Genomic DNA, 14,072 nt, shown 5'->3' with positions numbered 1-14,072 from the left:
ACCGTTCCTCCCTTGGTGTTTCACCTTCGCAGTAAACCCTTCAGGAGAAGATCATGAACAAGTACAAGACCCTGGCCGCGCTGGTTGCTACCGCGCTGCTCGCCACCGTCGGCGCCGCTTCGGCCCAGACCGCTGTCACCGGTGGCGGCGCCTCGCTGCCGGCCGACCTTTACAAGGGCCAGACCGACAGCATCCTGCCGGCCAACTTCAGCTACGCCGTGACCGGTTCGGGCACTGGCAAGAAGGCCTTCCTGGAAAACAACTCGGCGCTGTTCTCGACCACCGGCACCGTGCATTTCGCTGGCAGCGATTCGGTGCTGAGCGGCACCGAGCTGAGCACCTACAACAGCACCTACAACGTCTCCACCGATGCCAACCGCTACGGCGCGCTGGTGCAGATCCCCTCGGTCGCCACCTCGGTCACCATTCCGTTCAACAAGGCCGGTTCGGCGGTTGACCTGTCGGTTGCCCAGATCTGCGGCATCTTCTCGGGCAAGATCACCAGCTGGTCGAGCATCGACAGCAACCGCAGCGGCAACATCCAGGTGGTCTACCGTGGCGAGAGCAGCGGTACCAGCGAGCTGCTGGCCCGCTTCCTGACCAGCGCCTGCCAGCCGGCCGACGTCTCCGGTACCACCCTGAAGCTGACCAACGGCGTGCCGGCGTTCTCGGTGCAGTCGACCTTCGCCAACCTGTTCACCAGCGTTCCGTCGAACTTCATCGCCGCTCCGGCTACCGGTGGCACCTCGCTGTACAACGCGGTGTACGCCGTTGACGGCCGCGTTGGCTACGTTGGACCGGACGTGATCCCGAGCCTGGTCGACGCCACCAAGGTGGCCAAGGTCAAGGGCTTCTCGCCGGATGAAGTGAGCGTGCAGGCGACCCTGGAAACCGCTGCTCCGCCGACCGGCGCCGCTGCTGAAAACCCCGCCAACTGGGTGCCGGTGTTCGGCAACCCGTCTGCTGGCTATCCGATCGCTGGCTACACCAACTTCGTGTTCGGTCAGTGCTACAAGAACGCCACTGTCGGCGCCAACGTCCGTGGCTTCCTGACCCGCCATTACGGCAGCGTCGTGGTCGCCGGCGTCGAGCAGGGCCCGAACGATGCGGCCATCCGCGCGCACAAGTTCATCCCGCTGACCAAGGCCTGGCGTGATGCGGTCCGTACCCGCTTCGCGACCGCCAGCAATGCCGGCGCCGTGAACAACCCGAGCACCTGCGCCAGCATCGGCCGTCCGCTGTAACTGTCTGCAAAGCAACACCTGCTGATCGAAGCGCCGGCCGAAATGCCGGCGCTTTCTTTCGTGGTGGCACCGCATCCGCGCTGAACTGTCGTCTTCACGCCGCGGCCACCGTCTATCAGGTGCAGGGCATGCGTAGCGCAGGCCCCCTTCGTACTCGCCGCCGCCAACGCGGCCCATCAGGTTGACGAGGTCCCCGATGTCGCACCCGCATTCGCCCGCTGCCCGTTTCTCCGCCTCCCTGTGGCGCAGCCACCCGATGGCCTGGGCCGTGGCCGTGGCGCTGGGCACCGTGGTTGCTCCTGCCAGCCAGGCGCAGCAGGCGTTCAGCCCCGGCTGGTTCGCCGACCGCGGCGCCGCCCAGGGCGCGGCAGCGCAGAGTGGCCGCATGCCCAATGGCGTGCCGATCCAGTTCCAGCTGCCTGCACAGCAGCAGGATGCGGCGCGACAGAAGCTGCAGCAGTCGATCGACAACCTCGGCACGGCCGCGCAGGCCATCGCATTGCAGCAGCGCATGCAGGAGCAGGCCAGGCAGGCGCGGCGCGAGGCGGGCTTCGTGGTGGCCGATGGGCTGGGCAAGGATGGCCTGAAGGTGGACGGGAATCCGCTGACCCGTGGCTGGATCAATGCCCGCGAAGCGATCCAGTCGCAGGGCGCCGACGGCCGGGTGCAGGTCAGCATCGAGCAGACCGCTGACCAGGCGATCCTGAACTGGGAAACCTTCAACATCGGTGGCAACACCACCCTCAAATTCCTGCAGAACCCGGACTGGGCGGTGTTGAACCGGGTCAACGACCCCAACGCACGGCCCAGCCAGATCCTGGGCCAGCTGAAGGCCAACGGCACGGTGTTCGTTGCCAACCGCAACGGCGTGGTGTTCGGCAACAACAGCCAGGTCAACGTCCGCAACCTGGTCGCCGCCGCAGCACGGATCAGCGACGCGCAGTTCCGTGACAACGGCCTGTACAGCGCCGACGCGAATACGTCGGCCCTCACCGATGCGGTGGGCAAGGTCATGGTTGAACGTGGCGCGCGCATCACCACCCATGAGCCCACCAGCGCAACGCGCGGCGGTGGCTATGTGCTGCTGGCCGGCCACAGCGTGGAAAACGCGGGCCAGATCGAGACGCGCAAGGGCCAGGCCCAGCTGGCGGCCGGTGACAGCTTCGTGATCCGTCGCGGCGTGGGCACGGCGCAGAACACGGCTTCGACCACCCGGGGCAATGAGATCGCTCCGCGCTTCGTCGCCGACAGCACGGCCGGCAGCGTTCGCAACAGCGGTCTGATCCAAGCGCGCGAGGGCGACGTCACTCTTGCCGGCCGCACGGTCGAACAGACCGGTGTAGCGGTGGCCACCACGACGTTGAACCAGCGCGGTACCGTGCATCTGCTGAGTTCGTCCTCCGACAGCAAGGGCAGCGTGACTCTGGCCACGGGTTCGACGACGGCGGTGCTGATCAAAGATGACGGCAAGACCACTGCGCTGGACAGCCAGCGTGATGCGCTCATCAAGGAGTCCGGTGAACAGGACAAGCTGCGCGGGGCCAGCAACAGCGGCACCTTCGACAACCTCTCGCGCCTGCAGGATCGACGCGAGCAGTCGCGCATCGAGATCGTCTCCGGCGGCGACGTGAACTTCCAGGCTGGCTCGCTGGCGGTGGCGACCGGTGGTCAGGTGATTTCCGATGCCAGCCGCCGCAGCTATCTGGACGATGGCGCCCGCGTCGACGTGTCTGGTGCGGTCGGTGTGCAGGTGGCAATGGAGAGCAACAACGTCAAGGTGAAGGTGCAGGGCAACGAACTGCGCGATTCGCCCGACAACCGTGACAGCGGCAAGCTGATCAGCAGCGAGGTGTGGATCGACCGTCGCCAGTTGACCGAGGTGGCCGCAGGCACGGGTGGCTATGAAGGCACTCGCTGGTATGCCGGTGGCGGCTTGCTGGAAGTGAGTGGCTACCTCGACAACCAGGGACATTCGATAGGCGAATGGGCCGCGCAGGGTGGCACCGTCCAGCTGGCTGGCAAGGAAGTCGTCAGCCACGCCGGTTCGCGTATCAATCTGGCAGGTGGCAGCCTCGATGTGCAGTCCGGCGTGGTCCAGCAAAGCTGGCTGCGTGGCCGCGATGGCCAGCTGTACCGTCTTGATGATGCCCCGGCAGAGATGCTGTACGACGGCCTGTACCGGGGCTTTGAGGTGAAGCAGGAGCGCTGGGGCGTCACCGAATCGTTCCGCAATCCGCTGGTGGCACCGGCGCAACGCTACGACAATGGCTACACCGTGGGGCGCGATGCGGGTCGGTTGCTGATCTCGGCGCCTACCGCCGTTCTGCAGGGGCAGGTGGACACGGCCGCCTTCCAAGGGCTGCAACAGACACGGCGACCCGATCAGGGGCAGGATGGATACGCGCAGGCGCAGACGGCGGCTGCCCGCAACGCTCAACTCTGGCTGGGCCGCTACGACAACACCGGGCGCAATGCGGTGTACGACTCGCACGTGCGGATTGGCGAGATCGCCGCCGACGGCCGCCCCTGGTCGCTGCAGGCGCCGGTGGAAGAGTCACAGCGCAGCACGGTGTCGCTGGACAGCAATCTCCTGAGCGCACAGCGCTGGGGCCGCGTCGACATCGCCACGGCGGGACGTATTGAACTGGATGGCACGCTCAGGCTGCAGGAGGGCGGGCAGCTTGCTCTCACCGGTAGCCGCGTCAGCTTCGGCGGTACCGTGCAGATCGCGGGTGGGCAGGTGGAGGCCGGCAACCTGCTTCCGGTGCTCGGTCGACCCACCGCGTTGCTGTCCGCCGGGCGTGGCGCGGTCGATGTTGCCTCTGGTGCGGGGTTTGATCTTGCTGGTGGTTGGAGCAATCCCTTTGCCGTGTCGGATGGGGGCGACACGCAGGCGTGGATTGACGGTGGACAGCTGCGCATCAATGTCAGCCATGACATCACCGTGGCTGAGGGCGCACGTATTTCGGTGGATGCGGGTGGCAGCATCGATGCAAAGGGCAAGGGCCGGGTAGGCAAGGGCGGCAGCGTCAGCCTGCTGGCGGCCAGCACCGATGTCGCCACCGATGGCAGTGGCCGGCTGCGTATCAGCGATGGCGTCCGCTTCAGTGCGCTCGGCAGCGGCAGCGGCGCCTTCACCCTTGCGACCGGGGGCAGGGTCGCCATTGGCGGTGCGGCGTCGGCGTCGGAAGCGCTGCGGTTGCAGGCACCGCTGTTCAGCAGCGGCTTTTCCCGCTACGACATCGGTGGCCACAACGGGCTGACCGTTGAAGACGGCGTGCAGTTGAATGTGGAACAACCGTTCCTGCGCCTGGCCGAGGGTGCGCAGAGTGCCTCGAGCCGTGAGCAGGGTCTGCAGGCATGGTCACCCTTGTTGTACATGGTGGATCCTGCCAGCGGTCGCGTCAGCCAGCGCGCGGGTGCGAGCCTGACGCTGCGCGCCGGGCATCTGCTGTCGGCCGGTGACCTGCACATCGGCAGCAATGCCGTGCTCAACGTCGACCCAGGGCAGTCGATCGAATTGTTCAGTTCCGGCGACATCAATGTAGCGGGCACGCTGAAGGCGGCGGGCGGTCGCATCCGTCTGGATGAAGCCTTCGATCCATCGACGGTGCGTGCCGACGGACGGCGCGAACGCCGCTGGACGATCGCCGACGGGGCGCTGCTGGATGTGAGCGGCGATGCAGTTTCCGCCGCCGATGCGCGCGGGCAGCTGCGCGGGCAGCTGCGCAAGGGTGGCACGATCGAGATCGGCGGCGCACTGGATTGGGAAGACCAGGACAGCGTGCGCCACCTGCCACCCGACACCTTCGTGGTGGTCGAGCGCGGGGCGCGACTGGATGCCTCGGGAGCATCGGCGCTGCTCGATATCGACGGCAGCGGGCGTATCCGGGTGGACAGTGACGGCGGCAGTATCGTGCTGCGCGCGGGCAATGCGCTGTATCTGCACGGTGTGCTTGAGGCGGCGGCAGGTGGCGAGCAGGCGCGTGGCGGCACGTTGGGCGTGGCCTTTTGGGGCGGCACCTATGGCAGCACGGCAAAAGATTCCGAGGTGCTGGCGCCACGGCTGATCACGCTCACCCAGAACACGCGGCAGACGGAGGTCCTGCCCGCGCGCCTCGAGTACGGTCACGCTGCGCTGTCGGTTCAGCAGATCAACGCGGGCGGCTTTGATCATCTCTCATTGTTCGGTGATGTGCGGGCGCAGGGCGACGTCAATCTGCGCATGGACCAGAGCCTGCGGATTCACGGCGTGAACGAGCGCTCACTGGGGTTCGCACCGGGCAACAGCGAGGGCAGTCGCCTGCAGCTGAGTGCGCCCTACGTCCGCCTTGCGCAGGGGCGCTGGTGGCAGCCGGCAGGCGAAGGCACGCTGCGCCCGCTGGAGGCATCGTTCGACGCGGGCAAGCAACATCGTTTCGATCTCACGGCTGACCTGATCGACCTGCGCGATGTCACCTGGCTGGCCGGCTTCGATCACGTCGACCTGCGCAGCAGCGGCGACATACGCATGCTGGCCCCGGTCGCCAGCAGTTCGCAGGAATCCACCCTTGCAGGCCCGGGGTCGATCGATATCAGCGCCGCGCGCCTGTATCCGGCGGCCCAGGCCAAGGGTCGCATCGTTGCAGGCGTTCCGACCATCGGCCCTTCTGGATTGCCGTCCTGGGAAAATCCAGAGGCCGTACTACGTATCCATGGTGTTGGCGGTGCCCCGCAACCGGTACCGGATTCGGTCTTCGGCAGCCTGGAACTGGTCGCGGCGACAGTAGTACAGGGCGGTAATGTCCAGGCTCCCTGGGGCCGGGTGCAACTTGGTGGCAGTCAGTTCAACGCAAACCGCGGCAGCCGGGTCGACCTGCTTGCCGGCAGCGTGACCTCGATCAGTGGCGCCGGCCTGGCGCTGCCATTCGGCGGCACGGTGGACGGTGTGACCTGGCGAAGAGGCGGTGCCGAATTCGATGTGCTTGGCCCCGGATCGGTCAATATCCCGATTGGTGTGGACATCGTAGCCAATGCGTTCAACGGCGCCACAGGCAGCGTCGTGGATGTTTCCGGCGGAGGTGAGCTGTCCGGCGCTGCTTTCGTGGCCGGGCGCGGCGGCTCGGTCGACATCCTGCGACACCCGTTGGCAGACGCGAATCCGCGCTATGGCTTCCGTCGCGCTGGCAACGCGGTCTATGCCATCGTGCCGGGGCGATCAGACGCGCAGGCACCGCTGGCGACAGCCGACGGCAGCACCAACCCGCGTGTGGGTCAACAGATCACCGTGCCTGCAGGCGTGCCCGGGCTCCCGGCCGGCACCTATACGCTGCTGCCGGCCACCTACGCCCTGCAGCCCGGCGCGTTCCGTGTCGAGATCGGGGCAGAGAGTGCGATCGGCAGCGCCCAGCCGGTATCGACAGGCACCGGCTCCTGGCGGCTCAGCGGCCATCAGGGTCAGGGTCTCGGCGGCGCGGTCTCGCCGCTGCTCACCGACCTGCTGTTGACGCCCGCGGAGACTGTACGGCGCCATGCCAGCTACAACGAAACACCCTACAGCGCATTCGTGCAGGGCGTGGCCGAACGCCGCGGTGAAGCGCTGCGCTGGCGACCGATGGATGCCGGCAACCTCAGCCTGATGCTCGGCGATGGCGCGGGTCGCATGGGCACACCGGCCGTCACCTTTGGTGGACTGTCCCGCTTCAGCCCAGGCAGCGCGCAGGGACGCGGTGGCATTCTTTCGGTCAACCTCCTTGTCCCGCAGGATGCCTTGCTCGAGATCGTCGGCGACGGGCGCGGCGTGCCCAGCACCGAACGCGGTGCCACCGTCTTCGATACAGCGCTCAATGCGTTGCGCCCGGCAACCTTGTTGATCGGCGGAACGTTCCGCCGCGATGCGACCACCAGCACAGTGGAAGGCAACGCGACGCGCCTGGCCGTGCGCAGCGGCGTCAATCTGCTGGCGCAGGAGGTGCTGCTCGCGGCTGCCTTCGGCGGCAAGGGCATTCTGCTGGAACAGGGGGCCTCGATCGACACCCTGTCCCAGGCCGATCCCTCGCGCGTGGACCAGGCCACGGCGCCCTACCTGGTCACGGGTGGATTGCTGGCGGTGTCCAACCAGCGCCTGACAGCGCTGAGCGCGCAGGGCGGTTCGGCGGCAGGGGCGGTGGCGATCGATATCGGTGGCTGTGCGGCGGGCTGCAGTGGGCAGACCCGTTTGCTGTCTGCTGGCAGCATCAATGTGGTCACCGACGGCGCCTTGAACATCGGTGATGCGGTGAGCTATGGCACCCGTCAGCTGGGCCTGGGCATGTCTGCGCTCAACCTGGGCAGTGCCGAGGCCATTGCAGCGGCGGCGGCGGCCGGCGGCCTGCCGGCCGGCATGACCATGAACCAGGATGTCCTGCAGCGGCTGCTGCGCGGCAACACTGCGTCTGGCGCGCCTGCGCTGGAAGCACTGAGCCTGACCGCGCGTGATGCGATCAACGTGTTCGGCAGCGTGGACCTGGACACCCGTGACAGCGCGACCGGGCGCAGCAGCCTGCGCAGCTTGGTGCTGGGTGCACCGGCCATCCACGGCTACGGTGCCGCCACCGACCGCGCACGCATCTTTGCCGATACGCTGGTCTGGGACGGTACGCTGGCGGGCACGACGTTGCCGGGCGGCGAACAGGCACAGCCGGGCGGGGAGGCGATGGTCGGTCGTCTCGGCAGTGGCCAGCTGGAGATCAACACGCGCACGCTGCAGTTGGGGCGAGCGCCGTTTACCCGGCCCAATTCGTCGGTGGCCGCCGATCGCCAGGTCCTCGGCTTTGCCGGGGTCACGCTGGCAGCGTCCGAGCGGATGCTGTTCTCGGGCAAAGGCAGTCTCGATGTTTTCCAGCAGCAAGGCGACTACGTGGCTGGCAGCGGCTGGCAGCTGACGGGAGGCGCGCTGGATATCGTCACGCCGCTGCTGACAGGCGATGCAGGCGCGCAACTGGCGATACGCAGTGGCGGCAACGTGCAGCTGCGCGGCGCAGGCGCCACCGCAGGCAATGACGCGCTGGGGGCGGAGCTGTCGATCAAGGCCGACCGCATCGCGATCGACAGCCGGGTGGCGCTGGCCTCCGGCCGGTTCGATGCCAATGCACGCGAGGGAATTTCGCTGGGCGGCAGCGCCGTGCTGGACCTGGCCGGCCGCAAGGTCAGCCTGTACGACGTGGACAAGTACAGCTGGGGTGGCGATGTCACGTTGTCATCCAGCGAGGGCGATATCAGCGCCGATGCGGCTTCGCGCATCGACGTATCGGCACGCAACAACCGTGGCGGTCGTTTGACGGTGCAGGCACTGGGCAAGCAGGGGGGCCGCGTGGCGCTGGCCGGAACACTGCTGGGCGGTGCAAGCGGGCGCTACGATGCCGGCGGCACCGAGGTGCCCTACGACGGCGCTGAACTGGTGTTGCGTGCACGCCAACTGCAGGACTTTGCCGGGCTCAACACACGGCTGACGAGCGGTGGCATTACGGGTGGCCGTGCCTTCCAGTTGAGCGAAGGTGACCTGGTGATCGGTAATGAAGTGAAGGCCCGCCACGTCGATATCAGCCTTGATGGCGGCAGCCTGCAGGTCAGCGGCCGCATCGATGCCAGCGGCGAACAGGTCGGCAGCATCCGCCTGTCGGCACGCGATGTGCTGCGCGTGGACGGCACGCTGGATGCCCACGGCAGCGGCCTGCGCGTGGACAGCTACGGCAAGATCATCGACAGCCCGAACCGGGCCACGATCGAGCTGACTTCGGCCAACGGGGGCCTGCAGCTGGGCGGTGCGTCGGCGCTGGATCTGCGTGCCGGCACCTCGGTGCCGGCTGGTACCGCTGCGGGGCAGAACGATGGACGTGCACGCGGCAGCGTCAAGCTCAATGTGCCGCGCGTGGGCACCGATGATGCGGCCATCGACGTGGCCAACGGCATCCGCATCGTCGGTGCCGGCGATATCCAGGTCAACGCAGTGCGCATCTATGATTCGGCGCCGCTGGCCAGCGCGCCGGACGTGCATGGCCATCGCCCGCAGGTGATCAACCAGCGCTGGCTGGATACGGTGGTGGACCCGGACAACAGCGTCTGGATGAACGGCGCGCTGGTCAACACCGGCCTGCAGCAGCGCACTGGGGCCTTGGGCAGCTACCGCCTGCGCCCGGGTGTGCAGATCGTGGCGCGGACCAGCGCCGACAATCCGCGCGGCGATCTGGTGGTGGCCGGCGATATCGATCTGTCCGGCTACCGCTACGGTCCGCAGTCGAACCGGATCGACCCGACGCGCCGGGGCTTCGGTGAATCCGCCGCGCTGGTGCTGCGTGCCGAGGGCGATATCAATATCTATGGCAGCATCAACGACGGCTTTGCGCCGCCGCCGGCCAATCCCGATGAGGACGGTTGGGTGCTGCTGGAGGGGCGCAGCGCAGGCTCGCCCAACACGGCCTTTGGCGGCGACCTGATCGTGCCTGGGGAGGGGGTCCAGCTGCAGCGCGGCACCGAGTTCCGTGCGGGCGCCACGTTGAACTATGCACTGCCGTTCGAGGCTGTGACGCTGCCCGTTGGAACCGAGCTGCCCGCGGAAATGACGTTGTCCGGGCAGCTGTTGCTGCCGGCGGGTACGGTGCTGGGCGCAACGGTGACAACCGATGGCGGCCAGGTGATGGCGGCCGGCACTGTACTTGCCCAGGCGCTGACACTGCGGGCCGGTGCGCGCTTGGGCGCGGGCTTCCGCCTGCGCACGCCAGCGCCGGTGGCCGCACAGGTGTGGCCGGCCGGCGTTGCCCTGCCGATGGCGATGAAACTCTCCGGTGCGCTGGATCTGCACGCCGGTGCGATCATCCCGTCGATGACCAGGGTGGAGCTTGCCGGCGACGCGCCGGTGAAGCTGCGGACTGCGGATGCCAGCGGTCGGCAGGGACGCAACTGGGCGCTGGCGGCGATGCTGCCCGAAGGCACCACGTCGTGGGATCTGACCGCGGTGGCGGGTGCGGATACCACCGCCGCCGACCCGCGCACCCGCCGCTGGGGCAGCGAGGGCAGCATCGTGCTGGCGGACAGCCACTACAGCACCATCGGCACGGTGACCACGACGACGGAATGGAAAGGGGATCGTCTCCTCAACCTCGAAGGGTCGCTGTTCTGGTGGGGAGATGACAGCCTGGTCGGCAAGTCGCCCAAGGAAGTCGCGGAGCTTCTGGGGGTGCTGGAAGAATCGGTCTGCAGCGACGGCCCCTACTGCATTGCGGCACCGCGCCTGGTAGACAAGGAAGGGTCCTTGCAGTGGTGGGGCGATGAATCGTGGGTCGGCAAGCCGGCATCGGAACTGGGTGTCGAGCTGGGCATGTCCGAAGAAGAGGTCTGCGCGACGATGGGCTACTGCTACGGCGGCGGCACGTTGACCGAAGTGACCACTTACGGCAAGCGTTTTGGCGCCCCTGCCTGGAGCGTGCTGCGAACCGGCAAGGGTGACCTCGCGCTGCTGGCTGCACAGGACGTGCGGATGAAGTCCGGATTCGGTGTGTACACCGCAGGCGCGCCGACCCATCTGGGAGATGGCGCGGATGCGCAGTTCAATGCGGCGCGCGCGGCAGCGCCGGGCAACACGCTGCTGTTGGGTGCGACGCAGGCGTCGGGCTCCTACAACGCGGCCATCGCCGGTTACCGGGCGTGGTATCCGGACCAGGGTGGCAATCTGCGCGTTGAAGCAGGCCGCGACATCATTGGCGATACCTGGAGCTTCCGTGCCGAATCGGGAACATCGCAGCGCGACCAGGCCCGGCATTCCAGCGCTGCAGTGGGCAACTGGCTCTGGCGCCAGGGCTCCGGGACCACCGGTGGTGTCGTGCAGAGTTCTACCAGCTGGTGGATCAACTTCGGAACCTACAGCACCGTCGGCGCCGAACGGGACGCGACGCCACGCCTGGTCGGCTTCACCGGTTTCGGCACATTGGGCGGTGGCAACCTGAGTCTGGATGCAGGCCGTCACATGGGCATGCTGGACAGCATGGGCAATGCGCTGGGCTATGAGATCTCACCCCATTCAAGCGCGCTGTCAGCCGCGGTCGGCTCCACCGGCCGGGTGGTGGGCGGGGTGCTGCATCTCACCGGTGGCGGTGACCTGGAACTACGCGGTGGCGGCGCCCTGAATCCTGGCCTGCGCGCCAGCAGCCGCGGCGGTGCGCCTGATCTGCAGGACCTGGACATCAACGGCGCGTTGACCAACACCCGCGGCAATACGCGCATCGATGCCTCGCGCATCGGCGGTATCAGCGCCGTGCAGACCAGCTACGGGCAACTGGGGCTGAAGGACCCGTTCATGGCCGACAGCCCGGCTGCGATGGCCGGTCCGGTGCTGGTGCTGGGTGATTCCACCGTACAAGTGCAGGCGCGAGGTGATGTGGTACTGGGCAGTGCCGCTGACGCAGGCCGCGTGCCGGTGGCCAATTTTAACGACATCGTGCTGGATGACGGCAGTCATGCCGCCGGTTCGAGCTGGTTCTCGCTGTGGACGCCGCGTACTGCGCTCGACCTGTTCTCCGCAGGTGGAAATCTCTCGCCTGGCCTGGTGGGAACGCAGCACGCCACGGGCAGCAACCAGGGCAAGGAGGAGCTGAACGTCCGCCCCAGCAATGGGGACATCTACCTCAACTACTGGCTGTATCCATCACGGTTCTCGGCCGTTGCCGCCTCCGGCAACATCCATCTTGCGAGCCTGCGCAGCATCGGCAGCACCGATGCCCAGGACATCATCCTGTTGGCGCCCTCGATGACGGGTCGGCTGGAAGTGCTGGCAGGAGGATCCATCCTGGCCGCCGACCGTGCCACCCAGATCGCACGCTCCAGCAGCGATGCGCGCATTCCCACGCCGTTTGATCCTGGCTTCATCGCGCAGGGACCAGGAAGCGTGGGGACAGTGCGCAGCAATGTGTCCGTGGACGGCACCGGCGTGAGTCCTCAGACATCGCTGCCGTTCTTCGCGTTCGGTCCCAATACAGCGCTCGGCACACTGCTGCCGAACGCTCCCACCGTGGCGAGCCGGTTCTATGCCGTTGCCGGTGACATCATCGGGTTGAGCAGTGGTGGCCGCCGACAGCTGATGCAGAACACCGGTACCGCGAACCGGACCCTGTTTGATTGGTATGAAGCGGGATCGGCGGTACAACTGCGCGCCGGTCGCGATGTGATCAATGCGAATGTCACCGCGCTCAACACCAGCGGTACCGATATCAGCGGGATCGACGCTGGGCGGGACATCATCCGCAGCAACCTGACGGTGGCCGGCCCCGGCAATGTCGAGGTGAATGCCGGCCGCCAAGTGCGCCAGGAAGAGGCCGGAAGCATCGTCAGTCTGGGAGGCGTCGCGCAGGGTGATACCCGCCCAGGTGCGAGCATTGCGGTGACGGCGGGCAACCAGAACATCGACTTCGATGCACTTCGCGTGCGTTACCTCGACCCGGCCAACCTGGCCGATCCGGCGCAGTCACTGGCGGCGCAGCCTGGCAAGGCGGTAAAGATCTACGACAAGGAACTGAAGCAGTGGCTGCAGCAGCGCTTCGGCACCGCTGCCGAAGGCACGCATGCGCTGGCTGCGTTCGATGCGTTGCCGAAGGAGCAGCAGCGCATCTTCCTGCGCCAGGTCTACTACGCTGAACTGCGCGAAGGTGGTCGTGAATACACCAATGCAGAAGGGTCGCGTTTCGGCTCCTATCTGCGCGGGCGCGAAGCGATCGCCACGCTGATGCCGGACAAGGATGCGACTGGCGCAACGATCAACCGTACTGGCGATATCCTGATGTATGGCGGCTCCGGTGTGCGCACCGAAGCGGGTGGCAACATCGAGCTGATGGCACCGGGCGGGCAGATCGTGGTGGGTGTGCAGGGCGTGGTGCCTCCGGCCAGCGCGGGCCTGGTCACCCAGGGCCAGGGCGACATCCGGTTGTTCAGCCAGGACAGCGTGCTGCTGGGCCTGTCGCGGGTGATGACCACCTTTGGTGGTGACATCCTGGCTTGGTCCGAGCAGGGCGACATTAACGCCGGCCGTGGTTCGCAGACCACGCTGCTGTACACCCCGCCGCGTCGCGCCTACGACACCTGGGGCAACGTGATTCTGTCGCCGCAGGCACCGGCCAGCGGCGCCGGCATTGCAACGCTGAACCCCATCGCCGAAGTGGCGCCGGGCGATGTCGACCTGATCGCGCCGCTGGGCACCATCGACGCGGGTGAGGCAGGTATCCGTGTGTCGGGCAACATCAACCTGGCGGCATTGCAGGTGCTCAACGCCGCCAACATCCAGGTGCAGGGCGACAGCAAGGGCCTGCCGGTACTGGCCTCGGTGAACGTCAACGCGCTGGCGTCGGCAAGCGCTGCGGCCAACAGTGCCAGCCAGGCCGCACAGGACGTGATGCGCAAGAGCCAGGACGATGCGCGGCGCAACCAGCCGTCGGTGATCAGCGTGCAGATTCTCGGCTTCGGCAGTGCCAGCAGCAGCATCGACCCGCCAGCACGCGGAAACACGGCCGCCGCCACGGGCTACGACGTCAACAGCGCCTTCCAGTTCCCGCAGGCGCGGGCAGACGCAGGCAAGCAGCCGACCCAGTAGACCCACGCCACGCGCGGATGGAGGAACGGTGCGGACCAAGGTCCGCACACACCACGCGCAGCACACAGGATCGGGCCAGCTGCCAGGGAGCGGTGGCGGCCCCAGCCAGGACGGCTCCGAGGGCAGGGAGCAGCCATCAGCGGTGAGGACCACCGACACGGCGTCGCCGGGCGCGGGACAGCGCCCGGCGACCGGAGGGGCTGGTGAACAACATCCACGCCACGCGTGGATGCAGC

General features: G+C 67.3%; 2 protein-coding genes. Both read left to right on the top strand.

The window, feature by feature from the left end:
- Nucleotides 1-53 precede the first annotated feature (53 nt).
- Nucleotides 54-1,244 carry a substrate-binding domain-containing protein gene (locus ACQ5SA_RS02405; RefSeq protein ID WP_353098248.1) on the top strand — a complete coding sequence of 397 codons (1,191 nt, stop codon included), beginning with the start codon at nucleotides 54-56 and terminating at the stop codon, nucleotides 1,242-1,244.
- 196 nt (nucleotides 1,245-1,440) lie between these two features.
- Nucleotides 1,441-13,836 (top strand): filamentous hemagglutinin family protein, encoded by a 12,396-nt coding sequence (locus tag ACQ5SA_RS02400; RefSeq protein ID WP_499312441.1) that lies wholly within the window; start codon nucleotides 1,441-1,443, stop codon nucleotides 13,834-13,836.
- The last annotated feature ends 236 nt before the right edge of the window (nucleotides 13,837-14,072 follow it).

Source organism: Stenotrophomonas indicatrix, from assembly GCF_050573115.1.
GTDB lineage: Bacteria > Pseudomonadota > Gammaproteobacteria > Xanthomonadales > Xanthomonadaceae > Stenotrophomonas > Stenotrophomonas lactitubi_A.
The sequence above is the reverse complement of the archived record's forward strand: the minus strand, read 5'-3'. Positions and strand labels throughout refer to the sequence as shown.

Coding starts and splice junctions, on each gene's coding strand:
- ACQ5SA_RS02400 (WP_499312441.1), top strand. CDS start 1,441: ATGTCGCACCCGCATTCGCCCGCTGCCCGTTTCTCCGCCTCCCTGTGG.
- ACQ5SA_RS02405 (WP_353098248.1), top strand. CDS start 54: ATGAACAAGTACAAGACCCTGGCCGCGCTGGTTGCTACCGCGCTGCTC.